This is a genomic window from Promicromonospora sp. NPDC050249 (genome assembly GCF_040656015.1).
In the GTDB taxonomy this organism is placed as follows: Bacteria; Actinomycetota; Actinomycetes; order Actinomycetales; family Cellulomonadaceae; genus Promicromonospora.
In genome coordinates, this window is sequence record NZ_JBFAKY010000015.1 from 16,874 (window position 1) to 39,045 (window position 22,172).

The following is a 22,172-nucleotide window of genomic DNA, read 5'->3' on the forward strand; positions in this document are numbered from 1 at the left end:
TGGCAGACGGGCTTCATCGCCCGCCGTGTCATGCACGAACTGGCTGATGTTAGCGCTCACACAGACTTGGCCGAAACCGTCTCCAGAGGATTGTGCAACCGAAGGTTGCGTGATGCGATCCGGCGTCATAGAGTCACTCGCAACCAAAGGTTGCACTACACGACACTGGAGGAACCGAGATGGTCGACATCCTGCACCGGGTCGGCGCGCTGGCACCGCTCGAGAAGGTCTACGAGGCGATCGCCACGCCCCACGGCGTCGCAAGCTGGTGGACGAAGGACACGACGGGTGAGGGGACGGTCGGCAGCACGCTGACGACCACCTTCAACGACGAGGCCGGGAAGCGGCTCGGCGCCTTCGAGCTCGAGATCACGGAGCTCGACCCGGCGGGGTCGGTGGACTGGCTGGTCACCGCAGGGCCTGACGAGTGGATCGGCACGCACATCCACTTCGACCTCAAGGAGGAGGACGGGTTCACGATCGTGCTGTTCGGCCACACCGGCTGGAAGGAGCCGGTCGAGTTCATGAACCACTGCAGCACCAAGTGGGCCACCTTCCTGATGAGCCTCAAGCGGTTCGTCGAGACCGGCACGGGTGAGCCGTCGCCGCACGACGTGCAGATCAGCAACTGGCACTGACAACGTGGTCTTCTTGGACCCGGACACGACGAGAGGCTGGTCGGCGATGGAGTACGGCACGATCGAGCGAGAGATCTACATCGAGGCCTCACCGGAGGTCGTCTTCGACGTGGTGAGCAATCCCGAGCACGTGCGGGAGTGGTGGTCCGACGAGGCGGAGTTCGGCCCCGAGCCAGGGAAGCCGGGCTGGGTCGGCTTCGGGGATCTCACCCAGGACGGCCACAAGGCTCAGCTCACGGTCGCCGACGCAGTGCCGTACACGCACTTCTCGTTCCGCTGGACCCACGAGGAGGGAGAGGTGGCCGCGCCGGGAAACTCGAACCTGGTCGTCTTCGAGCTGGTGCCCTCGGGCGGTGGCACCCTCCTGAAGTTCACCGAGAGCGGCTTCCGCGAGCGCGGCTGGGACGAGGCGAAGGCCGCCGCCGAGCACGCCGACCACAGCTCCGGCTGGGACCACTTCCTGCCGAGGCTCCGCGCGTACGCCGCGACGGTGGGCGCGCGCACATGAGCCTGGCGGTGGACGACGACCTCTGGTCGGCGATCGGGGACCCTACCCGTCGGCGCCTGATCGACCTGCTGCTGAGCGACGGTCACGGGACGGCGACGAGCCTGAGCGAGCGGCTACCCGTGACCCGCCAGGCCGTGGCGAAGCACCTCGGCGTGCTCGACCAGGCCGGTCTGGTGCACGGCACGACGGCCGGCCGGGAGAAGCTGTACCGGGTCGACCAGGAGCAGCTCGCCCGCGCCGTCGGGCAGCTCGTCGAGGTCGGCACGGCCTGGGACGGCCGCCTCGGCCGCATCCGTCGCATCGCCGAACGCATCCAGCGCGAGGCCACCGGTGCGGCCGGGACCGGCGACGGCGGGGAGCCGTCCCCCTGAGTCGCACTCACCGGCGTGGCCGGAGAGCTCCGTCCAGTGCGGACGCCAGCTCTTCGGCCACGCCGTCGGCGTCGTGGTGCCCGACGACGGCGTCCGCGCTCGCCAGCACGTCCCGGTGGGCGTTCGCGACGGCGATGCCGCGGCCCGCCCACATAAGCATCGGCAGGTCGTTGGGCATGTCGCCGAAGGCCCAGACGTCGGAGGCGTCGACGCCGAGCCGTGCGCACCAGCGCGCCAGGGCGGCCGCCTTGTCGACGCCGGGCGGCATGAGCTCGGCCAGGCCGACCGCGCCCGAGTACGCGAGCTGCGCGTGCGGCCCGACGGCGCCCCGGACCGCGGCGAAGAACTGCTCCTGCGCGAGCCGGATCTCCTCCGGCGGGTCGAGGAGGATGCCGGGTGGCGGGATGTAGGCGGGGTCGAGCGCGAGGATCTTCGACACCGGCCCGGGCGTGCCGACGGCGCCGAGCGTGTCCTCGACCGGTACCGACCAGAGTGCTGGGTCGAGCGCCGGCTCGCGGTTCGGGTAGTGCGGGTCGAACGTGACGCCGTCGGGCCGCTCGAAGGCGAGTGCTGCGTGCGGCAGCGCGGCGCGGATCCCGGTCACCACGGCGCGTACGGCGTCGTCGTCGAACCCGCAGGTGTCGAGGGTCTCGCCGGAGGCGAGATCCAGCACGCACGCCCCACCGATGCAGATGACGCGGCCGTGGCCGCCGACGGTGTCGGCGAGGTGGGTGAGCCAGCGCGGTGGGCGGGCGGTCACGAAGACCACCTCGACGCCGGCCGCGTCCAGGTCCGCGAGGACCTTACGGGTGCGATCGGAGACCTTGCCGTCGCTGCGCAGCAGCGTCCCGTCGAGATCGGTGGCGACCACGCGGGGCAGGCCTGTCGAGCTGATGTCCGTGCTGACCACCTCCTGGGGGCGACCACAGGTTACCGCTCTTGGCGGACCGGGATCACGCGCTGAGCTCGGCCACCGAACGGTGGCCCTTGGGGAACAACGGGCCGACGAGGATGCGGTCGAGGCCGGGCAGCCTCATGGCGCGGAACCCCCACCGGCGCAGGAGCAGGGTCGCCATCCGCGTCGGCACGAACCATTCGGTGACACGGTCCCGAGCCGCCTCCTGGACGTCGGCGACGACCGGGCGCCAGCGCCGTTCGTAGTCGGCGAGCCCTTCAGGCACCGATGACGCGGCCTGGAGACGTTCGGCCAGCACGTACGCGCCCGCGACGCCGAGAGACGCGCCCTGGCCGGCGACCAGCGAAACCGCGTGGGCGGCATCACCCACGAGCACCACCCGCCCGTCGGTCCAGCGCGGCGTGTCGATCTGGGCCACGTGGTCGTAGTAGATCTCGTCGGACGGCGGGCACTGGGCGAGGGCCCTGTCAGCCAGGTCACCCATGCCGGTGAACGTACGGCGGAGCACTGCGCGCGGATCGTCGGGCAACGCCCGGTCGTCGGTGCGGAACACCGTGAAGACGGCGACGCGGCCGTCGTCGAGCCCGTAGAAGCCCAGCTGGCGGTTGAGCGTCTCCGTGAGCACGAACCGGCCGCGGACCTGCTCGAACGCCGTCGGATCGGTGAACACGAACGCGCCGGTCTGCATGCCGAGGTAGCGGAGGTCGTCACGTTCGGCGCCGAACGTCAGCGAGCGGACGCCGGAGTGCACGCCGTCGGCCCCGACGATCAGGTCGGCGTCCAGGGTCGTGGCGTCGGAGAGCCCGACGGCTCCGTCGGCGATCCGGTCGACAGCGGTGCCGTAACGCAGGTCGATCGCGCCCGCCGTCGATTCGCGGAGCAGCCGTTCGAGCGCCGGTCGCATGATGCTGACCATGCCGCCGTCGACCGCCTTGGCGAAGAGGACGTAGTCGACGCTCACGGTGGTGCGGCCGCGGTCGTCGATATAGCTGAACTCCTGGACGGGGCTCGCGAGCTCACGCAGTCTCGGCTCCAGGCCCATCGCGGTGATCGCCTCGAACCCCGGACCGAAGAAGTCGATCATGTAGCCCTGGGCGCGTGGACCGGGCGCGCGATCGACGACGTGCACGTCCCAGCCGTGGTGGTGCAGACGGTTGGCCAGGGCGAGGCCTGCGATCCCAGCGCCGCTGATCACTGCTCTCATCGTTGCGCTCCGTTCGGTTCGGCGGGGGTCGCGGATGCCGGACGTGGCGCCGGGCCGGTGAGCGTGCGCAGCAGGGGCGCGATCCGGGTGCCCGTCAGCTCCGGATCCAGCCCCTTGTGCAGGATGAACCCGTCGAAGACGGCCATGACCAGCCGTGCTGCCGCGTCCGGTGACTGATGCCCGGCGTCGGCGAAGGATGTGGTGAGTGCGGTCCGGAACCTCGCCACGAGCTCGCCCATGCGTGCGTGCAACTCGTCGTCCCGGGTGGCGGCGAGGTAGCCCTCGACGAAGAGCAGCGAAGCAGGGTCGGAGCCGTTGTAGCGGTCGAGCTCCGTCAGCATCGCCTCGACGCCGTCGGCCGGGCTCGCGGCCTCGCCCAGCAGGGCGGCGGTGCCGTCGAGCATGTCGGCCATCGCCTCCAGCGTGGCCTGACGCAGCAGCGCCTGGAGCGACTCGAAGTGGTAGTGCACGAGCCCGTACCGCACACCAGCACGCTCGGCCAGCACCCGCGTGCTCACGCCGCTCCAGCCCACCTCGGCGATGAGCTCTCGTGCGGCGGTCAGCAGCCGCTCGCGCACCTCACGTCCGCGCTCGGCGTTGGTCTGGCCCGGCATCCGCGCTCCTTGGTCGATCGTCTTGGACGACTGACCAAACATAGCGCCGACGTGCGCCGATGCACAAGGTCCGGTGCCCCCGCCGTCAGGCCATCGCCAGCGCCGCCACCGACACGAGCGCCGACGCGACGAGCAGGCAGAGGACCACGCGCTCGTACCGCGAGCTACCGAAGGCGTGAAACGCCCTCGACCCCACCAGCTGGCCCAGCAGCGCGGCGCCGACGAGGGGCAGCCAGTACTCGTACGTCTCCCACGTCCCGGCGAGCACCAGCGACGCGACGCTCAGCGGGAGGCGCACGAGCGAGACCGTGACGAGCGTGTCGCGCATCGCGTACGGCTTCAGGTCCCGGTGGACCAGGTAGTAGACGCTCGGCGGGCCGCCGAGCGAGGTCGAGGTGCTCAGCGCACCCGAGAGAAGTCCGGCAGGCACAGCCCAGGCGGGCCGGACGACGACACCCCGCTCCCGCGAGCGCAGCCGCAGGACCACCGCGCCGATCACCACGCAGGCCACGAAGATCTGGAGGCCGGACGCCGGCAACCAGGCGAGCAGCCAGGCACCGGCCAGCATGCCCGGCACCGACCAGCCGGCCAGCGCCCACACCTCGCGGGCGACCGGGCGCGGCACGCTGCGCCGCATCGCGAGGATCGCGACGTCGCAGACGGTGCCGGTGATGATGATCGTCGAGACCGCCTCAGCGCCCCCGATGGTCGCGGCGAGCAGCGGGGCGCTCAGCAGCGCGAACCCGAACCCCGACAGCGACTGCAGTACCGCGCTCACGAAGATCAGCCCGAAGAGGGCGCCGAGGAGGATCCCGCCGTCCAGGTGCACGGCTCAGGCGGCTCGCAGCCCGACGGCGGGCAGGATCACCCCGTCGATGTTCGAGAGCAGGAACTCCCGGTCGACAGGCTTGCGCAGCATGAGCACCCGGTACGCGGCCAGCGCCGGGCCGATCATGCAGAGCTTCTCGACGTCGACGTCCGCCGGGATCTCGCCCCTGTCGATCGCGCGCTGGAAGAAGATGCGGTTGACGGCCGCGCGGGGTTCGACCAGCGCCTCGTGCGCAGCGGCTGCCATCTCGGGGTTGCGGGCGATCATGGAGACGATCCCGGCCATCACCTTGAGCTTGCGTTCACTCTCGCGGATGCTCGGCGGCTTGATCATCGCCACCAGGTCACCGCGGAGCGTCCCGGTGTCGGGCAGGCTGTCGAGGTCGAGGTCCCTGCCCTTCATGCAGGCGACTGCGTCGAGCACCAGCTCGGACTTGGACGGCCACCGCCGGTAGAGCGTCGCCTTGCCCGCCTTGGCGCGCGTCGCGACCATCTCGATGGTCATCCCGTCGTAGCCGGTCTCCGCCAGGACGTCGAGCGCGACGTCCAGGATCTCGGGGTCGCGGGTGTGGTCCCTCTTGCGCCCGAGCCGGGGCTTCACCTCGGCCTGCTCGATCTGCGCCATCGCAGTCCCCCTCCTTTCTGTCGGACTCGACCTTACCGTTGGGTTAATTATTGAACCGGCCATATCCGGAACTGCTCAGTACCGTATATGGTGACCGGCATGTCCGATATCTCAACACCCGCGACCGACCGTCGGCGCTGGATCACGCTCGTCGTGGTCGGGCTCGCACAGCTCATGGTCGTGCTCGACGCGACAGTCGTGAACATCGCGCTCCCGTCGGCCCAAGCCGACCTCGGCTTCACGGACGGTCAGCGGCAGTGGGTCATCACTGCCTACTCCCTCGCCTTCGCCAGCCTGCTCCTGCTCGGCGGGCGCCTCTCCGACCTCATCGGCCGCAAGCGCACCTTCGTCATCGGGCTCATCGGCTTCGCTGTCGCCTCGGCCCTCGGCGGTGCGGCGGGCTCGTTCGAGCTGCTGGTCGCCGCCCGTGCGCTGCAGGGCGTGTTCGGCGCGCTGCTCGCCCCTACCGCGCTCGCCGTGCTGACGACCACCTTCACCGTCCCGAAGGAACGCGCCCGCGCCTTCGGCGTCTTCGGCGCGATCGCCGGGGCCGGTGGCGCCGTCGGGCTGCTGCTCGGCGGTGTCCTGACGGAGACGCTCGACTGGCGCTGGAACCTCTACATCAACGTCCTCATCGCCGCGTTCGCCCTCGTCGGCGCCCTCGTCTTCATCCCGCGCGTCACGCGGACCGGCCCGCGGCCGAGGCTGGACGTCCCGGGAACGCTGCTCGTGTCGGGCGCGCTCTTCGGCCTCGTCTACGGCTTCTCGAACGCCGAGACCGGCGGCTGGGACGCGCCCCTGACCTGGGGCATGCTGGCGGGCGCCGCCGTGCTGCTCACCGCGTTCGTCGCCTGGCAGGCAGGGGCGGCCCACCCGCTGCTGCCGCTCTCGATAGTCCTCGACCGCAACCGTGGCGCCGCGTACCTCGCGGTACTGATCGCGGGTGCGGGGATGTTCGGCATCTTCCTCTTCGTCACCTACTACCTGCAGCTCACGCTCGGGTACTCACCGATCCAGACAGGCCTGTCGTTCCTGCCCATGATCGGGATGCTCGTGCTCGCCGCACAGCTCGGCACCAACCTGTTCGTGCCCCGGTTCGGCCCCAAGCTCATGGTGCCGACCGGCATGACGCTCGGCGCGATCGGGATGTTCTTCCTGACGTTCCTGGACGCCTCGAGCACCTACGCACCGCACGTCCTGGTGCCGCTGATGATCATCGGCTTCGCGATGGGCACGATCATGCCCGCGTCGATGCAGACCGCCACGCTCGGGGTGGACCGGCAGTTCGCCGGCGTCGCGTCCGCGATGGTGAACACGAGCCAGCAGGTGGGTGGCTCGATCGGCACGGCGCTGCTCAACACGCTGGCCGCCACCGCCGCTGCCGACTACCTCGCGGCCCACGCGCCCGTCACCGCGGCGGTCGGCGTGCAGGCGGCGATCACCAGCTACTCGACCGCGTACTGGTGGGGCGCCGGGTTCTTCGCCGTGGGTGCTGTGCTGTCGGCACTGCTGTTCCGTCGGCGGGGCGACGGCCTGTCGCTCACGACGACACCCCCGGCTGCCGCCCCGGCCGAGCGCGTGCCCGACCCGCTACCGGTCGCCTGACACCGCGTCGTTGAGTGCTGGATCTTCGCCCCGATCCGGTCCCGTCAGGGGCGAAGATCCAGCACTCGACGGGACAGGGGCTTTCAGCTCTTGACTCGGCGGTCCACCGCGATCCAGTTCGTCTCCCACGTCGTCCCGCCGTCCGCCGAGAACGCCTGCTCGAACCTCGCCTCGTCCTTGCTCACGCGGACGATGAGGAACCGCACCTTGATCGGGCGGCCGTCCAGCTGGTCGTCGCCGTAGAACTCGCCGACGCCGTCGTGGAACCCGCCGTAGACCGCCGGGGTCAGCAGGCCGTCGCGGAGGTTGACGAAGGTCAGGCTCCACCGCTGGGCCTGCGGCTCGTACAGTCGCAGATTGAGCGCTTCGATGCGGCCGTTCGGCCCCGACACGTCGAGCTCGACGACGTTGGCCCGCCGGTCCGCGAGCGGCCGCACCGTGCTGGTGCCGGCGAACTCGAGCCATTGGTCCGGGGACTCCGAGAGCGGGTCGGCGAGGACCTGCACGGTGGTGCGCCAGGTGCCGATCTCCCAGTTGAAGTCCCGTTGACCATCGGCGACCGTCGATGACACGGGGGACGGTGCAGCGGTGCCCGATGCCGCCGTCGCGAGAAGCATGAGGGCGGAGAGGCCTGCGGTCAGGATCCGTCGGTATGGAATGGTCATGGTCCGACTATCGAGCGGAGCACTGCCGTGAACAAGAAGGCACCTGCGGGTAACCCCTCTCGTCCCAATCCGCTGCCCGGCTGCCCGATGGCGGCGGCTTTCGCCGCCATCGGCGGGAAGTGGAAGCTGACCCTCCTCTACTGGCTCGCCCACGGGGAGACCCACTTCGCCGGCCTCCGCCGCAGAGGTGCGCCCATCACACCCAAGGTGCTTGCCGAGCAGCTGCGTGAGCTCGAGGCCGACGGACTCGTCGAACGTGTGGTGACGGGGCCGGTTCCCGCGCCCGTCATCTACCGGCTCACTCCCTACGGGGCCTCCGTCCTGCCCATCGTCGAAGGGGTCAGGGTCTGGGGCGAGGCTCACCTGCGGCGCACCGAGGGCGAGACCGCGCTGCACCCGGCGATGGGCTGCGCCGGCTCGATCGCGTAGGGCGGACTTGCATCTTCCGTAGCGGAATGTGGTCCCGTGGACTCATGTCCCGCCCCACTGAGGAAGACTCCCCGCTCATGTACTCGTCCTTCATCCCGCCGCGCCAGGTCAAGATCGGTGACGCGGCGGCCTTCGTCGGCACCACGCCGCGGGCGATCCGGCACTACCACGAGATCGGTCTGCTTCCCGAGCCCGAACGGGGCGGTGACGACCGCCGCCGGTACGGCTACGAGGACATGATCCGGCTGCTGTGGATCCGCAGGATGGCCGACGCCGGGATCGCGCTGGACGACATCCGCGACGCCTTCGCAGACACGGCTTCTGCCGGGACTGCTTCTGCCCCGGCCGCTCCTGCCGCTGCCGACGGTGACCACGGCATCGCGGGCATCCTGGAACGGCTGGAGGAATCCCTCGTCGCCCAGGAAGCGGAACTGCGGCGGCAGCGGACCGCCGTCCAGCGCATGCGCACCGAGGGCAGCAGGATGGGTCTGCTCTCCGACTTCGTCACCAGCCGCCTCAAGAACCTGCCCGAGGGCTCCCTGCGCCAGGCGGACCTGGATACCCTGCTGGTCACCGAGCGGATGCTCGGCCCGCTCGTCGCCGCCATCCAGGCGAGCCGTTTCATCGCCCTGGCCACCCACCCGGACCTGCGGGAGCAGTCCGACCGGGTTGATGCCGCCGAGGAGGCGCTCAACGACACCGTGGCCGTCGACGACCCCCGTGTGGCCCAGGTGGCAGCCGAACGGTACGCCTTCGAGGAGGCGCTGCACGCCGTCATCGACGGTTCCGGCCTGGCGCAGGACGAAGATGCGCTCATCGACTCCTGGGAGGATCCGCACCCCGCTCCTGCTGGGGAGTCCATGAGCGTCCTCGAAGCCATCGGAAAGATGCCGTACGACTGGGCCCCCGCCCGCCTGCGCTGCATGCAGCTGGCCGCGGAGCTCGCGGCGGCCTCCTGATGGACTGAACGGGCTCGTAGGGCCTGTTCGTTGGCCGGCCGGCTGGATAGCATCCGGCCATGGCGAACGCGCGATCGGAAAGGCAGGCCTCCGACGATCTCCACCGGGTCGCCTTCATCTTCTTGCTGAGCTGCGCCATCGGTGCGCTCGTCGTGCCGGGCATCCTCGTCTACCACCTCGTGACCGGAGACCCGGAGGAAGCAGGGGCCTGGGGGTTTGGCTCTCTGACGTGCCTCTTCATCGCGTTCATGCTCGGGAGTGGGTTGATCAACTCGTCGCGTGACAACCGCCAGCTGCGCGCCTCCGGCGTTCCCGGGACTGCGAAGGTCCTGTCCGTGGAACCCCGCGAGGACAGCGTCGCCGCCGTGCTCCGGATCCAGGTCGACGGCCTGGAAGTGTTCGAGGCGGACGCCGTCTTCTCCTGGGGAAACGTCCGCGTCGGCGCGCAGGTCGACGTTGTGGTCGACCCGTCCGACCGCCTCTTCGCCGTCGCCTGACTGACACCGCTCACGCCGGCGGTAGCTCGTGGACCGCAGTTCGGACATCTGGCACGGGCTGGCCAGCTCCGCGATTCACAGGACATCCTGGGTCCGGTCGGAGCTGTCGAGGAAGGCTGAAGTGATCGCCGCGACCGCCTTGACGACAGTGGCCCGGTGATCGACCAGCCGCTGGTCGCGGTCGCCGCCCAGCGGGTTACGAATCTGCTCGGGCGTGGTGTTCCAGCTCAGAGCCGCGGCGAAGATGATCATCAGGACGTCGGTGGCCGACGTGACGCTGATACCCGACCGCTCGGCCAGCTCGGTCGCCTTGGACACGTGCGCCTCGACCTCGCCGTCGGACGCGTCGGGGATCTCCAGCGTCTTCCACAGGCTCAGTCGTTGGATGCCCGGATCGGCGACCAGGGCGTCGAAGAGAGCGCCTGCGTAACCGGGCAGGTCGTCGGCCTCGAACGGAGCCACGTCCGCCAGGACCCGCAGGCGGTCAGCGAGCACGGCCTCGAACAGCGCTTCCTTGGAACCGAAGTAGAGGTAGATGGCCTGTTTGTTCGCTGACGCCTCTCGCGCGATCCGATCGACTCGGGCACCAGCCAGGCCGAATCGGACGAACTCCTCGTAGCCCGCCTCGAGCAGGCGGGCGCGGGTGGCGGTGGAGTCGTAGGGCATGACGCCAACAATAAACCATCCAGTTGACTTCGATCCGGAGGAGGGCTAGCGTCCAACTAAACCATCCAGTTGGATTACAGGAGGATCGATCATGACTTCGAAGACTTGGTTCGTGACGGGCGCTTCGACCGGCATCGGGCGCGAGGTCACCGAACAGCTGCTCGCCGCTGGACATCGCGTGGCCGCCACCGCCCGCAGGCCTGAGAGCTTGGCCGATCTGGCCGGGCGATACCCCGATCTGTTGTGGACCGCGGCGCTGGATGTCACCGACACCGCGAACCTGCGCACCGTGGTCGAGCGTGCGTTCACGGACCTGGGCCGCATCGACGTCGTCTTCTCCAACGCCGGGCGAGGCTCCGTCGGCGCCGCGGAGGAACTGTCGGACCAGGCGATCGACTCGCAGATCGCGCTGAACCTCACCGCTCCGATACACCTGCTTCGTGCGGTACTCCCGCACCTGCGTGAGCAGGGCGGCGGACGGTTCATCCAGCTCTCGACGATGGGTTCGCAGATCACGACCCCCGGGGCGAGCATGTATCACGCCTCGAAGTGGGGCGTCGAGGGCTTCATGGAGTCGGTGATCGGCGAGGTCGCTCCGTTCGGTGTGGGTATCACCATGGTCGAGCCGGGCATCATCCGCACCGCGTTCGGCGCGAACCTCGACGTCGCCGAACCGATGCCGGCCTACGCCTCCGGCCCGGTCGGGCAGCTCCACCAGTACCTGGCGGCTGCCGACAACGTCACCGCCCAGGCACCAGGGGACCCGAAGAAGGTGGCGGCCGCGATCGTCGCCTCCGCCGAGACCAGCCCCGTCCCGCGTCGTCTCGCGCTTGGCAGCGACGCGTACTCCGCGATCAAGGACGCTCTGGCCGGCCGCCTCGCCGAGCTCGAAGCGGGCCGCGACATCGCCCGCTCGATCGATTTCTGAGCACCCTGTCGGCCGGCGGCTTGCTGACCGACGCCGTACGAGACCAAAGGAACACCCATGTCACAAGTCATCGCCATCTTCGGCGCCGGCACCGGGCTCGGAACGGCCCTGGCCCGCCGGTTCGGCAAGGAAGGCTTTCGCATCGCGCTGGTCGCCCGCCGCAGCGACAAGCTCCAGGCAATCGTGAACGAGCTGGCGACCGAGAACATCGATGCGGCCGCTTTCCCGGCCGATCTGTTCGATCCGGCCAACGCGCGCGCCGTCGTCGACGCGATCAGGGACCGCTTCGGCCGGATCGACGTCGTCTCCTACCAGCCCCTGCCTGGCGGTACCGCATTCGTCCCGGCGACCGAGCTGGACAGCGACCAGCTCGGTCGCTACGTGAACCTGCTCCTGCTCAGCCCGGTCGCGATCGCCCACTCGGTGCTGCCCGAGATGATCGGGCGCGGCACCGGCGGCTTCATCGTCACCGGCGGCTTCACCGCCACGGACCCGCAGCCCTACATCAGCGGGATCGGTCCGGCGATGGCCGGCATCCGCAACTTCGTCTACTCGCTGCACGGCGAGGTCGCCAAGTCGGGCGTCTACGCCGGGGTGGCCACCTTGGCCGCGCTCATCAAGGACAGCGAGGCCTACGCGGCGATGACTCCCGAGATGCTCGCCGAGGCCACAGGCGGCACGACCGGCCTGAACATCCTCGACCCCGACGAGCTCGCCCAGACCTACTGGCGGCTCTACACCGACCGCGACCAGGTCGAGTACCGCTTCCCCGCGTCAGCGGGGAACTGACCGACCGACCAGCAGCACCACACCGAAGGAACACGGACATGACTGATCTCACCGGCAGGACAGCCCTGATCACGGGCTCCGCACGAGGCATCGGCAAGGCGATCGCGCTGCGCTACGCGAAGCTCGGCGCCAACGTCGTGCTCAACTACTCGACCAACGCCGCCAACGCTGAGCAGGCCCTGCACGAGGTCCGCGAGCACACGGAGCAGGCCATCGCGGTCCAGGCCGATATCTCCCAGGCCGCTGACGTCGACCGTCTCTTCACCGAGGCCACAGAACGTTTCGGCGCCATCGACATCGTCGCGGCCAACGCCGGCCTGGAGCTGCTCGGAACTCCGATCGTCGATCTGACCGACGAGCAGATCAACCGCATGGTCGACGTCAACGCCCGAGGCGCTCTCTTCACGATGCAGCGAGCCGCCAAGCACGTCGCCGACAACGGGCGAATCGTCTACATCGCCTCCACCGCCCTCGCGAACCCCGTAGCAGGGGCAGGTCTCTACACCGCGGTGAAGGCACCCGGCCGCTACTTCGCCGAGGTCCTCGCCAGAGAGACGGCTGATCGTGGCATCACGGTCAACACGATCATGCCAGGCCCGATCGGCGACGCAGGTGTCTTCATCGACACGATCCCCGCCGACTCCCCATTCCGCGACATCCAGGCCTCCGGCCGCATCCAGGACCGCATCGGCACCCCCGACGACGTCGCCGACGCCGCCGAATACCTCGCCAGCGACCTCGCCGCCTGGGTCAGCGGCACCACCATCACCATCTCCGGCGGCCTCCCGCAGTAAGAAGCGACCAGGTCCGGCAATGGTCGGGCGGCGCTCATCCGGCCGCCACACGGCAACGGTTCCGTCTGTCAACGCAACCCCACCTCGTGCTGGTGGTCCGCACCCCCGTTGGGGACCGGACCACCAGCACTGCTTCTGCCCGGCAGCTCGTGCCCGGCCCCCACCTTCGACCGCGGGGCGCGTCGACCAATGAAGGCTCGATCGTCGTCAGCAACGTCGATCGCCTGAACTTCGGTCAGGTCTCGACAGGCTCGACCAACGGGTGAGGCTCCACCAGCAGGTGCGACGTCAGCGGTAGTTCGTGGATCGCAGTTCGGACATCTGGCACGGTGTGGTGGGAGCGACAACGGCCGGGAACGTTGGAACTCCAACGTTCCCGGCCGTTGGTCGTGTTGGGGCTGGACGGTCCGGTGCGGACTTCTTGCGGACTATCTGCGGACTGCATGATGCGCATGATCGCGGTGCGGTCAGCGACGTCGGACGCGGTCTTGAGATGTGCGGACTGCGGCGGTGATGCTGTCGACCTCGACATCCCAGCGCCCCTCGACCAGTTCAACGTGGCTCAGGAGCCGTATCACCGAGTCCACCTGCCCACCTCCTGCTTCATCGCAGTCAGGCTGCCATCGGTTCGACGCCAGCAGCTTCAGCGTGATCTGCCGTAGTGTTCATGGAGCAACCTGACCTGACTAATCCAGAACCGCTCCCTTGCTTCCTTCGACGCGCCAGGTGTGAGGAGGCCGAGATCGGTGGCGAGTGCGTAGAACCCGGTGCCGGCGTCGTTTCCGTTGAGATAGATCACCAAGGCAGAGAGCATGAGGCGGCCCTCGGGATAGGCCGTGTGGGCGATGTCGGTGCGAACGATCCGGCCGAGCAACTCACCGATAGCGGCGCGTTCCTCGGCTTGGGAGAAGTCAAACCCGCGCAGACCGGTCCGGCGTACGAGCGCCGCATCCACCTCGGTGTATGACGTTGTGCGTCCCAACTTAGCGCGCTCGATTAGGAACGCTGTTCCCGCCTCGACCAGTTGATCCCACTCGAGATCGTCACGTCCGAACATGGTCGGCAATCTACGGCTCGATGCAAGACACGCACCAGGCCAACAGGCCCGCCTTGGCGGGTGAACCTCGCGCAGACCGACCAGTGCGCCGCTACGCGGCGGACTGCCCGCCGGCTTCGGGCGTCATCAGCGAGCACCCTTTGATCTGGCACAGCGGTCGTTCCGCCGCCTTGCGGTTGGGTGTGTGGGCATGCCAGATCTGGTCCATGTCGATCCCGGCAGCGAGCGCGTCACGCATCTTCGTCAGGGCGTTGTCCGAGTAGCGGTCGTGCTTCTGCGATCCGAAGGTGAAGCGATAGTGACAGGAAGGATCCTGATCGATCCCGAGGTGCTCTCGGAGTGCCTTCGCCCTGGGTCTGGAGAGCTTGAGGCTGTCGGCCAAGTCGAAGGCACCACGGTGGAACTTCTTCTGGAGCGGCACTTCCCGGATCGCTGCTGCGTCGACCGGCTCGTCTGCCCCCACGAACCGGACCGGAAGACCACCCTTCTTTACGAATCGGACCTCGACAGCCAGGCCGGTTCCTGTGGTCGTAGACGCCACGTTGGCCAACTCGGGGAATACCGCACCACGGGACTTCCCAGACTGGATGCCTTTGACGACTCGACGCACGTCGGCGTCACTCACAGCAGCGTCGGGGTTGACCTGCGCTTCCATCGCCAGAAGTGATCGGATTCGGGCCTCGGCTTCAGCACGAGCTCGTCGCCCTGGCATCAGCAGCTCAGCGATCTTGCTGTACTCACGATCGACCAGCGTCTGAAACTCTTGTGGTGGCTCAGTTCCAACCGGCATCACGCGAAGCGGTAGATGCTCGGCAAGGCGGTCACCGAAGACGCGCACAAGCAGGTCATCGAACAGGGTGACAGCGGCGCGAACGTAGAGGTACAGCAAACCTTCATCGACTGTTGTGAACCAGTGCTGCTCGTTGTCCCGCATCTCGTCGACCACGCGAAGTGTTCCAGCTTCCTCGACGGAGAGTCTGATGGGCGGCTGCGTCGCCAAATTGAGGCACTTGGCGAACCCGATCGATCGTCCCGTGTCCTTGTCGAAGACAGCTTGCCGGCCCTGGACCAACGCGGCTTTCAGGAGCATCTCAAAGGCGTGCTGTAGGTGGAGTAGCACCCGGGTTGCCCGTCCGTCGTCATCTAGACCATTGAACGCGACGACCGCTGACCGCATCGACGACAGGGCCTTCGCGTGGAGGTGACGGGCCTCGTTCCGGAACTTCACGGTTTCGATCATCGGTCCTGTGACCATCCCTGCGGAAGTCCTTCGACGGACGAAATCACGCGAAGCCAGCGCGAGCACAACCGGACTTGGCTCGACCAAACTACGGAGGGCACGGCACCCGACCGACGGGCGGACGTGCCACCCTGTACGCCGGAGGATCGCAGCCCGGACATCTGACACGGAGCGGTGAGAGCGACAATGGCCGGGAACGTTGAACTCCCAACGTTCCCGGCCGTCGGCCAAGTTGGGGCCGCTTGGGCCGGGACGGGTCTCCTGCGGACCGTCGCCGGGCCGTGCCATGGCCACCTGTGAGCAATAACGATCGGGTCAAGTGCTACACGCACCGCGCCACGCGCACGTCGGTCCCCGATCTCCACGCATCAGCTCAGGTAAGCGAGAGAGCCTGCTGGAGGCAGGCAGTGCCGGCGGATCTCTTCCTCGTTGAGGCGGGCGGCCCCGATGATGTACCGCCACGAGTACAGCGCCATAAGGTTCGGCCTCCGCGCCGAGCGACACGTCGAAGCACGCCGGGAGGAATCTAAATTAAACTTTGCGAATAGGCCTCGTTATCCGAGGAGAAGCGGCCGAGCTCCAACTATGGATAAATGAGAACCTCTGGGCTCCACTCCTCGACCTTGAAATCGTTCACCTGAAGATCTTCGTCGGCGGAATCCCAAACGAGCCCGATCCAGTAGGTTCCCTTTGCATAAACCTCGCCATTAAGGTAGATCAGGCCATCGCCCCTGTCATCACTGCGCGCCACAGAAGCCGACATGCCAACCTCAAACATACCTTCAACAACGAATTCGAATAGGTCGCCTTCGCGTTCGAATTTTACGTGGTTCACATCTAGCTGCACAAAGTCGACACCCGGAACCTCCGACGTGGTGGACGAGACCTCATCTCCGACCTCCAGCTCATTAAGCGCGCGCTCCTTTACAGCGTTAAGAATGTCGTCGACCGGCCCATCCAGCAGATCTCTCCATGTTGCACCGCACACGTCACTGAGAATTACCCAGGCGCGCCGGGCCGAACCGGACAGCTCGACGCTAAAATCAATTGCACCTAGAGACGCGCTGGCGACCTCAACGGTCTCGTAGGACGAAATTTCATCCAGGTCGTAACCAAGCAAACTCAACCGCTGCGCGATCGAGGGGGCGTGCATCAAGAACAGTTCGCGGTCAGCCTGTGCAGCCAGGTCCGCCGTAGCGGCCTTGAGAAGCGCCTTCGCCAGACCACTAGTCGCACCAAACCGAAGGACGTTCTGCTTCACACGCGGTGCCAGCTTCATTGCATTTCTGAGCAAGACGAGAATCCGAGCATGTCCCGTATAGTCCACGGCACCTTTCTCGTTGTTGCACGGCCTACATATTGGTGCCAGATTTCCTGGATCGTGCACGTCCAGCGGGCCCGCAAGATGCAGTTCCTGGCCGATCTCGGCTAGTCGATCTTTGCTGGCATCCCGCGGAATTATGTGATCGATCTCAAGTTCGTTGTACTCCTTTGGCACCCGGCACCAGTAGCACCTGTTCTTGTAGAGGCCATGCAAAATTAGTTTGAGCACGGAATTATCGCCGCCAGGTCGATAGCGAACGTCAGTCGTCATGGTCTCCACCCTTGTTTACTATACGCATAACCGGAGCACCTCGCGGAATGGCGATCCGACACGCACGATATGCACTACCCGGAACGATCGACGAACAATGGCACGAGTTTATGCAAGTCACAGGACTAATCATCGCGACGCTGTGACGTGCAAACCCTGACGCGAAAGAGCGAAGAGCGGGGTTTAAGTCAACCAAGTTTTAGTCCTGTGAAAAAGCCAGCTCGGGAATGCTTGCCCACTTAGCATTTAGACTGTCTTCCATGTGGACAGCAACGTTCCACTCCTCGTCGGTCGCATCACCCTGGAGGGCAAGGGCGTCCCCGTTCTCTACGCAAGAGAGTGCGCCGCCCTCAGCAAGTTCTTCCACCTGAAGATCGCCGTTGTCGTACGCCGAGGCTAGATAACTTCTCAGCCGATCGTGAGCGGCTAATACATGCTCGACGCGCACGGTCTTGTTGGCGATCTGCCCCGCCTCCTTGTCCCACTCAACACCCCCGTAGGCGACGAGCAGAAGTTCCTGAAGATCTTTCGTACGGGCGATGTACGAATATCTCCCCCCTCGAAAATGATCGAAAACACCCTTCATTTCTTTGCGTTCCGGAGAGTAGGCCAATAGAGCCTTCATCAAATGCACAAGACCCCGCGTGTGCAGAAAGTCGAAGACAAATGCTATCTGTTCCGACCTATCGAGTCTTTTCGTGGGCACGCCTGAATCGGACTGCTCGGTCCGCCGATTTAGCTCGCTCAGCAGAGTGTCAAAGAGGGGCGTGGATGCGAGGTTGAAGTACACCGCACTAGCAAGCCGCTGCTCGGCCTGCGCCCGTTTCTCAATTCCCTGGAATTTTAGCATCGCCGAGACAACCCCAACCGTGACGGGGATCAACCAAGCGGCCAGACCGCCCGCAAGTGGGCCCAGGTTAAGGCCAATTAGAAACAGCGGGAACCAGATCCCGTTGCGGAATTCGGCTTCGCTTCGCCATCGGTCGTACTCCTGGTACTGCTCGGGCGACCTGGACGTTAGGATCACGTCCGCAAGTTCGTACTCTTCAAGCAGGATTTGGCGCGCCACGTCCCGAACGGCTGGTGGGTACTTGGCGAATCTTTCCCGCGCGGCGTCGGCCAGGTAGTCCTTCGTTTCCAGCCGTGGCACGAGCCCTAGTTTTACCAGCACCGAGGACATCAACTTGGACAAGCGTGAACCGAACTGCGCCCGTCGATACAAGTTGGATATCCAGTCCTGGACGCCCCTCGCCACGAGCCCAATCAGATAGGTCGTGAATCCGAGCACCCCTAGTATCACAACGTCAGGTGTGTGACCCAGTAGATCGTACAATATGGACAGTAAATTGGCCTGGGAAAGATCTCCGTCATAACGCGCCCAGGCCCACAATGTGGCGGCAGTTAACCAGAGCGCACCGACGACAAACGGTGTCCTGAAGTCACGCACACCCGGCAACAGCGTTGATAGGAAGCCCACAATTAATTTCCTTTGGCCAGAATCCAAACTACCTCGATAGAAGGGTTGCGCGATCGGCGATCAGGCGCAACCCTGTCCATGCTTGATTCCGGTTCTTTCACCCAGGTTCCGGCAGATTCACCCGCGCGGGTTGAGGCACGGGCCCGATCGTTTCTACTGCCGCGGATTGCGGAGGCCGTTCCACCTCTGTGGTCCGACAGCTGGAGCGGGCGAGTCTTTGGGTCGGCTTCGTCGCCGGCGCCTCACCTCCGAGCTGGATGTCGGAGGGTCCGCGACAGATGGCCGGGGCCCGGAGAGCCTGATCAGTGGCCATTGCTCGTACCCCCGTCTCCTGGATCAGCGCGCTCGTCCCGTGACCAAACCCCACAGGGCCAGACTGCTACGGCGCGTCAAAAGCGTGCGCGAGTGCAGCGAAACGGGGTCCGCGGCGTCTGGTGGCTCGGTCGAGCAGCGCGCGCATCGTGGCGATGCCCAGCGGTTGGCTGGTGGCCCAGTCTGGGGCGAGGCGGTGAGCTTGGTCGAGGTGGTGCAGCGCGTCGTCGTACCGCCGGGTCCTGAGGGAGGCTGACGCAATGTGCAAGGCGGAACCGGCCTCCCAGAAGGCAGGGAGCTCACCGGGCACTGACTGCAGGGTAGCCGCCTGGTGGAGGGCGGTTTCAGGATCGTTGCTCCGGGACCAGTGATCGACTTCTTGAAGAGCTACTGCGCGCGGGCTGAAGATCGCCGCTTCGGTCACGACGCTGCTCATGGTCCGCGCGGCGGCTGACCGAGCTTCGGCCAGCAGGTCGGCCGCGCGGTGCACGGCGCCTGCCTTGACGGCAGCGGTGGCGGCGTTGAAGAGCAGGTTTCCGAACACGGCGGTGCGCACGTGTTCCGCATCGAGCATCGTGGGCTGGATGGCCTCGGCGGCGTTCGTGGCCACTTGCTCGGCTTCGTTCTCCCGACCTTGTCGGACCAGGGTCCAGGCGAGGTAGCGCAGAGCGACAGCCTGCTGAAGCTCGGGGTCATCGGAACTGCGCGCGACGTCGAGCGCTCGTTCGGCCGCCGTCCATGCCAGGTCGTCCTGGCCTAGGCGCCCGGCGATTCCCGCCGCGATGCGGTACGTGGTGGCCAGGACGCGCCGTCCGGCAGCGGCTTCATCGCCGTGCCTTGTCTCGACCAGTCGCCGGGCATCGGCGAGCACGGCGGGCAGCAAGGCCAGCAGCTCGGTGTGGCGCCCGTCCACGTAGAGCCGCCACACCGCAGTGGTCTGGCGCTCCGCGTCCGTCAGCGACACTGTCTCGGTGTTCTCCGCGAAGTCAGACAGACCCGGGACCAGGCCACCGCTGGTGATGGCTTGCCGCAGCCGGACCATCTCCGCGTTTGTGGCTGGAGCCGACTGCCTGTGGTCCGCTCCCGTGAGAAGCGTTTGCGCTGAGACGGAGAGGGCTGCTGCCAAGCGGTGAAGCGTGGCCGGGCGGCAAGTGGTCCTGGTGCCGCGTTCAATGCGCGCCACCGTATCGACGCCGACTCCAGCGCGCTCTGCAAGCGATTCCTGCGACAGGTCCTTCGCCTTGCGCAAGCGTGCAAGGTTCTCGGCGAGGTCCGTCATGGCGTACCCGAGATCGGCACCCCGTCGTCGCACAGGACCGGGGCAATACCGCTCTTCACAGCAGCCAGTGCGGTCGACAACCTGCGGGCAAGCGGACCGGTCGTCTTGCCGCTGACCTCGTCCAGCCGGTACAGGCCTACCGAGACGATCTCGGGGTCGTCGAGTGACAGTGCCGCCAACTCAAGCTCGCTGATGGGGCCGCCGTCGAAGACCCAGGCGATGCCCTCGGGCATCCCGTCTTCCGTAGCGGCCTCGTGGTCGATTACCAGCGGTCGCATCTGCTGACGGACGAGCCCGAGCTCTTCGGTCAGTTCACGTAAAGCGGCATGCCACGGTGACTCACCGTCGTCCACGACCCCGCCGGGGATATCCCATTCCGGCTTGTACGACGGCTCGACAAGCACAACCCGGCCGGCGTCGTCGTACAGCAGGACACCCGCGGACATGCGCTTGCGCGGGAGCGAGGCGACGTACTCGTCGAAGGGGAGCAGCTTCACTGTTCGACCATAGCGGCGAGCCCGTGCCTGAACCATGCCTGCGAGGCATGGTTCGCCAGCCCCGATCGGACCAATCCTGCACGAGCGGCCGTGGTGCGAGTGGTGGTGCCAGCGGAGGCTCGTCCTGCGAGTTCACGGGGAACCCGCAGGAGGGAGCCGAAGATGCGAGCCACATCGCTACAGACCAAGAACGACGACGACCTGCTGCGCGCGATCGCGCACGCCGGGACCTCCGTCAGCGAGGTCGGCGCGCACCGGATCGAGGTCGTGACCATCACCCGGAACCGCATGTGCCTGCATCCCGTCCACCTGGCCGAGGGCGAAGCCATCGCCCGCTCGCTTGGGCTAGACCTGCCGCTGGACCATCGGATGTTCGTCCCGGGCAACACGCTGTGGACCGGTGAGCGCGACGGCCTCGAGGTCCAGGTGCGGTCCGCGCTGCGTCAGGCCGTGACCCGATGAACGCGGCGACAACTATCAGCACCCGCGCCGTGGTGGCTCTCGACATCGACGGGACCCTGGTAGACAGCGAAGCGCGGATACCTGCAGGCACTGTCGAGGCCCTGGACCTGGTCCGCGCAGCGGGCCATGACGTAGTGCTAGCCACGGGCCGGTCATTGACCGGGCTGCTCCCGATCGCGACACGGCTGGGCCTCACACGCGGGTGGGCGGTGTGCTCCAACGGAGCGTTGACCGTTCACCTGGACCCGGCCGCTTCGTCCGGGTACGACGTGGTCGAGGCCCGCACATTCGACCCTGCACCCGTGCTCCGCCGTGCAATGGACCTCGCACCGTCCGTGCGCGTCGCGGTGGAGGAGGTTGGGTGGGGCTGGCGCACCAGCGGCACGTTCGGGCCCGGTGAACTCAACGGGGAGCAGAAGACCGTCCTGCTGGCCGACCTGATGGCTGAATCAGCGACCCGCGTCGTACTCACCGCACCGGGTATCAGGCGGTACACCGACGCCTTGCGTGCCTGTGGCGTGACGGTGGCTCCGCAGGGTCCGGACTGGCTCGACCTGACCGCAACCGGTGTGAACAAGGCCGTCGCACTCGACGCTGTCCGCGCCCACCTCGGCATCCCTGCGGATCGCACGGTTGCGGTCGGGGACGGGGTCAACGATCTGGACATGCTGGCCTGGGCCGGACGCTCGGTCGCGATGGGCCAGGCGCCCGCGATCGTGCGTAGCGCCGCGGATGAGACCACCAGCAGCATCGACCAGGCCGGGGTCCTGCCCGTGCTCGCGTCGCTCGTCCCTGCTTTGGACCGGACGTTGTCGCGCTTGGCCGCGCAGATCGTCACCGCCGAGCGCACCGCGCCCGGACCGGCCGTGCTGCGGGTGTGGCACGGCAGCGGACCGGACCTCGCCCGGTGCGAAGCCTGGACCCTCCAGGACGGGCGCTGGGCGAGGCACGCCCCGATCCCGTCCGGCGTCGGGGTCACGATGCGGGCGATCGAGACCGCTGCCCTGGACGCCGGGATGCCAGTCCCGCGCGGTGAGGAAGGCCGTCGTCGGGCGCGGTGGCGCTCTGTAACCGACGACGGTCCCGCTGGGTTCGAGCTACCCCTGAGCGGCCTGTAACCGCTCGCCATTGATCTTGCGGCTGGGGGCGCCCCAGACCCCTTCATCACCTCCCAGCCGCAAGCCCGCTTCTGGCGGGCATGTCCAGCACCACCCCGCA

The 22,172-nt window shown here is 67.1% G+C and carries 25 protein-coding genes and 1 pseudogene; 13 read left to right on the forward strand and 13 right to left on the reverse strand.

Annotated features, from left to right (window positions below):
• The first annotated feature begins 179 nt into the window (after window positions 1-179).
• From AB0I32_RS14085 to AB0I32_RS14095, 3 genes are read left to right on the forward strand one after another with little or no spacing between them, the layout of a single operon-like run.
• A complete protein-coding gene (locus AB0I32_RS14085; protein ID WP_357506914.1) occupies window positions 180-638 on the forward strand; it encodes an SRPBCC domain-containing protein in 459 nt (152 codons plus the stop codon).
• Window positions 639-684: 46 nt separating this feature from the next.
• Window positions 685-1,146, forward strand: a complete 462-nt coding sequence (locus AB0I32_RS14090; protein ID WP_357506916.1) for an SRPBCC domain-containing protein — start codon at window positions 685-687, stop codon at window positions 1,144-1,146.
• Entirely contained in the window at window positions 1,143-1,517 is a 375-nt protein-coding gene (locus AB0I32_RS14095; protein ID WP_357506918.1) for a metalloregulator ArsR/SmtB family transcription factor, read from the forward strand. The genes AB0I32_RS14090 and AB0I32_RS14095 overlap by 4 nt, the downstream gene beginning before the upstream one ends.
• A gap of 7 nt (window positions 1,518-1,524) precedes the next feature.
• Here the strand turns inward: AB0I32_RS14095 and AB0I32_RS14100 are convergent, their stop codons facing one another.
• The 5 genes from AB0I32_RS14100 to AB0I32_RS14120 all read right to left on the reverse strand — a co-directional run bounded on the left by AB0I32_RS14100 (window position 1,525) and on the right by AB0I32_RS14120 (window position 5,704).
• Window positions 1,525-2,427: an HAD family hydrolase gene (locus tag AB0I32_RS14100; protein WP_357506920.1), complete on the reverse strand. Its 903-nt coding sequence runs from the start codon at window positions 2,425-2,427 to the stop codon at window positions 1,525-1,527.
• A gap of 43 nt (window positions 2,428-2,470) precedes the next feature.
• Window positions 2,471-3,637 (reverse strand): FAD-dependent monooxygenase, encoded by a 1,167-nt coding sequence (locus AB0I32_RS14105; protein ID WP_357506922.1) that lies wholly within the window; start codon window positions 3,635-3,637, stop codon window positions 2,471-2,473.
• Complete coding sequence (locus AB0I32_RS14110; RefSeq protein ID WP_357506924.1) at window positions 3,634-4,251, reverse strand: TetR/AcrR family transcriptional regulator; 618 nt, start codon at window positions 4,249-4,251, stop codon at window positions 3,634-3,636. The genes AB0I32_RS14105 and AB0I32_RS14110 overlap by 4 nt, the downstream gene beginning before the upstream one ends.
• A gap of 85 nt (window positions 4,252-4,336) precedes the next feature.
• A complete protein-coding gene (locus tag AB0I32_RS14115) occupies window positions 4,337-5,080 on the reverse strand; it encodes a sulfite exporter TauE/SafE family protein (RefSeq protein ID WP_357506926.1) in 744 nt (247 codons plus the stop codon).
• Between the two features lie 3 nt (window positions 5,081-5,083).
• Entirely contained in the window at window positions 5,084-5,704 is a 621-nt protein-coding gene (locus AB0I32_RS14120) for a TetR/AcrR family transcriptional regulator (protein WP_357506928.1), read from the reverse strand.
• A 99-nt stretch (window positions 5,705-5,803) separates the two neighbouring features.
• Between AB0I32_RS14120 and AB0I32_RS14125 the strand changes: the two genes are divergently transcribed.
• A complete protein-coding gene (locus AB0I32_RS14125; RefSeq protein ID WP_357506930.1) occupies window positions 5,804-7,309 on the forward strand; it encodes an MFS transporter in 1,506 nt (501 codons plus the stop codon).
• A gap of 83 nt (window positions 7,310-7,392) precedes the next feature.
• Here the strand turns inward: AB0I32_RS14125 and AB0I32_RS14130 are convergent, their stop codons facing one another.
• The gene (locus AB0I32_RS14130) at window positions 7,393-7,974 is read right to left on the reverse strand and encodes a hypothetical protein (RefSeq protein WP_357506931.1); all 582 of its coding nucleotides are present in this window, start codon (window positions 7,972-7,974) and stop codon (window positions 7,393-7,395) included.
• Window positions 7,975-8,001: 27 nt separating this feature from the next.
• Between AB0I32_RS14130 and AB0I32_RS14135 the strand changes: the two genes are divergently transcribed.
• Genes AB0I32_RS14135 through AB0I32_RS14145 form a run of 3 tightly spaced genes read left to right on the forward strand, consistent with a single transcriptional unit; the run spans window position 8,002 to window position 9,859 of the window.
• Entirely contained in the window at window positions 8,002-8,403 is a 402-nt protein-coding gene (locus tag AB0I32_RS14135) for a helix-turn-helix domain-containing protein (protein WP_357506933.1), read from the forward strand.
• 44 nt (window positions 8,404-8,447) lie between these two features.
• The gene (locus AB0I32_RS14140) at window positions 8,448-9,362 is read left to right on the forward strand and encodes a MerR family transcriptional regulator (protein ID WP_357506935.1); all 915 of its coding nucleotides are present in this window, start codon (window positions 8,448-8,450) and stop codon (window positions 9,360-9,362) included.
• A gap of 59 nt (window positions 9,363-9,421) precedes the next feature.
• Entirely contained in the window at window positions 9,422-9,859 is a 438-nt protein-coding gene (locus tag AB0I32_RS14145; protein ID WP_357506937.1) for a hypothetical protein, read from the forward strand.
• A 75-nt stretch (window positions 9,860-9,934) separates the two neighbouring features.
• Here AB0I32_RS14145 and AB0I32_RS14150 read toward each other — a convergent pair whose 3' ends face one another.
• Entirely contained in the window at window positions 9,935-10,525 is a 591-nt protein-coding gene (locus AB0I32_RS14150) for a TetR family transcriptional regulator (RefSeq protein WP_357506939.1), read from the reverse strand.
• A 91-nt stretch (window positions 10,526-10,616) separates the two neighbouring features.
• Between AB0I32_RS14150 and AB0I32_RS14155 the strand changes: the two genes are divergently transcribed.
• The 3 genes from AB0I32_RS14155 to AB0I32_RS14165 are packed head-to-tail and all read left to right on the forward strand — an operon-like array spanning window position 10,617 to window position 13,036.
• The gene (locus AB0I32_RS14155; RefSeq protein ID WP_357506941.1) at window positions 10,617-11,453 is read left to right on the forward strand and encodes an SDR family oxidoreductase; all 837 of its coding nucleotides are present in this window, start codon (window positions 10,617-10,619) and stop codon (window positions 11,451-11,453) included.
• A gap of 57 nt (window positions 11,454-11,510) precedes the next feature.
• On the forward strand, window positions 11,511-12,242 hold the full coding sequence (locus tag AB0I32_RS14160) for an SDR family NAD(P)-dependent oxidoreductase (protein ID WP_357506943.1): 732 nt from the start codon (window positions 11,511-11,513) through the stop codon (window positions 12,240-12,242).
• 38 nt (window positions 12,243-12,280) lie between these two features.
• Complete coding sequence (locus AB0I32_RS14165) at window positions 12,281-13,036, forward strand: SDR family oxidoreductase (protein WP_357506945.1); 756 nt, start codon at window positions 12,281-12,283, stop codon at window positions 13,034-13,036.
• Between the two features lie 643 nt (window positions 13,037-13,679).
• Here AB0I32_RS14165 and AB0I32_RS14170 read toward each other — a convergent pair.
• The 6 genes from AB0I32_RS14170 to AB0I32_RS14195 form a co-directional block, all read right to left on the reverse strand.
• Window positions 13,680-14,093: a hypothetical protein gene (locus AB0I32_RS14170; RefSeq protein WP_357506947.1), complete on the reverse strand. Its 414-nt coding sequence runs from the start codon at window positions 14,091-14,093 to the stop codon at window positions 13,680-13,682.
• A gap of 91 nt (window positions 14,094-14,184) precedes the next feature.
• Entirely contained in the window at window positions 14,185-15,333 is a 1,149-nt protein-coding gene (locus AB0I32_RS14175) for a hypothetical protein (protein WP_357506949.1), read from the reverse strand.
• A gap of 583 nt (window positions 15,334-15,916) precedes the next feature.
• A complete protein-coding gene (locus AB0I32_RS14180; protein ID WP_357506951.1) occupies window positions 15,917-16,927 on the reverse strand; it encodes a hypothetical protein in 1,011 nt (336 codons plus the stop codon).
• A gap of 199 nt (window positions 16,928-17,126) precedes the next feature.
• Entirely contained in the window at window positions 17,127-18,404 is a 1,278-nt protein-coding gene (locus AB0I32_RS14185) for a hypothetical protein (protein WP_357506953.1), read from the reverse strand.
• A 379-nt stretch (window positions 18,405-18,783) separates the two neighbouring features.
• Window positions 18,784-19,995 (reverse strand): helix-turn-helix transcriptional regulator, encoded by a 1,212-nt coding sequence (locus tag AB0I32_RS14190; protein WP_357506955.1) that lies wholly within the window; start codon window positions 19,993-19,995, stop codon window positions 18,784-18,786.
• The gene (locus AB0I32_RS14195) at window positions 19,992-20,492 is read right to left on the reverse strand and encodes an NUDIX hydrolase (protein ID WP_357506957.1); all 501 of its coding nucleotides are present in this window, start codon (window positions 20,490-20,492) and stop codon (window positions 19,992-19,994) included. The genes AB0I32_RS14190 and AB0I32_RS14195 overlap by 4 nt, the downstream gene beginning before the upstream one ends.
• Before the next feature lie 162 nt (window positions 20,493-20,654).
• Between AB0I32_RS14195 and AB0I32_RS14200 the strand changes: the two genes are divergently transcribed.
• The 3 genes and pseudogenes from AB0I32_RS14200 to AB0I32_RS14210 all read left to right on the forward strand — a co-directional run bounded on the left by AB0I32_RS14200 (window position 20,655) and on the right by AB0I32_RS14210 (window position 22,072).
• Window positions 20,655-20,954 carry a hypothetical protein gene (locus AB0I32_RS14200; protein ID WP_357506959.1) on the forward strand — a complete coding sequence of 100 codons (300 nt, stop codon included), beginning with the start codon at window positions 20,655-20,657 and terminating at the stop codon, window positions 20,952-20,954.
• Window positions 20,951-21,175: pseudogene (locus AB0I32_RS14205) on the forward strand (HAD hydrolase family protein); the annotation flags it as partial. The gene AB0I32_RS14200 and the pseudogene AB0I32_RS14205, both read left to right, overlap by 4 nt.
• A gap of 81 nt (window positions 21,176-21,256) precedes the next feature.
• Window positions 21,257-22,072 carry an HAD family hydrolase gene (locus AB0I32_RS14210; RefSeq protein ID WP_357507120.1) on the forward strand — a complete coding sequence of 272 codons (816 nt, stop codon included), beginning with the start codon at window positions 21,257-21,259 and terminating at the stop codon, window positions 22,070-22,072.
• Window positions 22,073-22,172 lie beyond the last annotated feature (100 nt).

What these genes read in the sequence shown, in the direction of transcription:
- AB0I32_RS14155 (WP_357506941.1), top strand. Translation starts at nt 10,617, where the DNA reads ATGACTTCGAAGACTTGGTTCGTGACGGGCGCTTCGACCGGCATCGGG.
- AB0I32_RS14140 (WP_357506935.1), top strand. Translation starts at nt 8,448, where the DNA reads ATGTCCCGCCCCACTGAGGAAGACTCCCCGCTCATGTACTCGTCCTTC.
- AB0I32_RS14200 (WP_357506959.1), top strand. Translation starts at nt 20,655, where the DNA reads ATGCGAGCCACATCGCTACAGACCAAGAACGACGACGACCTGCTGCGC.
- AB0I32_RS14170 (WP_357506947.1), bottom strand. Translation starts at nt 14,093, where the DNA reads ATGTTCGGACGTGACGATCTCGAGTGGGATCAACTGGTCGAGGCGGGA.
- AB0I32_RS14130 (WP_357506931.1), bottom strand. Translation starts at nt 7,974, where the DNA reads ATGACCATTCCATACCGACGGATCCTGACCGCAGGCCTCTCCGCCCTC.
- AB0I32_RS14190 (WP_357506955.1), bottom strand. Translation starts at nt 19,995, where the DNA reads ATGACGGACCTCGCCGAGAACCTTGCACGCTTGCGCAAGGCGAAGGAC.
- AB0I32_RS14095 (WP_357506918.1), top strand. Translation starts at nt 1,143, where the DNA reads ATGAGCCTGGCGGTGGACGACGACCTCTGGTCGGCGATCGGGGACCCT.
- AB0I32_RS14160 (WP_357506943.1), top strand. Translation starts at nt 11,511, where the DNA reads ATGTCACAAGTCATCGCCATCTTCGGCGCCGGCACCGGGCTCGGAACG.
- AB0I32_RS14125 (WP_357506930.1), top strand. Translation starts at nt 5,804, where the DNA reads ATGTCCGATATCTCAACACCCGCGACCGACCGTCGGCGCTGGATCACG.
- AB0I32_RS14145 (WP_357506937.1), top strand. Translation starts at nt 9,422, where the DNA reads ATGGCGAACGCGCGATCGGAAAGGCAGGCCTCCGACGATCTCCACCGG.
- AB0I32_RS14175 (WP_357506949.1), bottom strand. Translation starts at nt 15,333, where the DNA reads ATGATCGAAACCGTGAAGTTCCGGAACGAGGCCCGTCACCTCCACGCG.
- AB0I32_RS14090 (WP_357506916.1), top strand. Translation starts at nt 685, where the DNA reads ATGGAGTACGGCACGATCGAGCGAGAGATCTACATCGAGGCCTCACCG.
- AB0I32_RS14105 (WP_357506922.1), bottom strand. Translation starts at nt 3,637, where the DNA reads ATGAGAGCAGTGATCAGCGGCGCTGGGATCGCAGGCCTCGCCCTGGCC.
- AB0I32_RS14150 (WP_357506939.1), bottom strand. Translation starts at nt 10,525, where the DNA reads ATGCCCTACGACTCCACCGCCACCCGCGCCCGCCTGCTCGAGGCGGGC.
- AB0I32_RS14120 (WP_357506928.1), bottom strand. Translation starts at nt 5,704, where the DNA reads ATGGCGCAGATCGAGCAGGCCGAGGTGAAGCCCCGGCTCGGGCGCAAG.
- AB0I32_RS14110 (WP_357506924.1), bottom strand. Translation starts at nt 4,251, where the DNA reads ATGCCGGGCCAGACCAACGCCGAGCGCGGACGTGAGGTGCGCGAGCGG.
- AB0I32_RS14085 (WP_357506914.1), top strand. Translation starts at nt 180, where the DNA reads ATGGTCGACATCCTGCACCGGGTCGGCGCGCTGGCACCGCTCGAGAAG.
- AB0I32_RS14165 (WP_357506945.1), top strand. Translation starts at nt 12,281, where the DNA reads ATGACTGATCTCACCGGCAGGACAGCCCTGATCACGGGCTCCGCACGA.
- AB0I32_RS14180 (WP_357506951.1), bottom strand. Translation starts at nt 16,927, where the DNA reads ATGACGACTGACGTTCGCTATCGACCTGGCGGCGATAATTCCGTGCTC.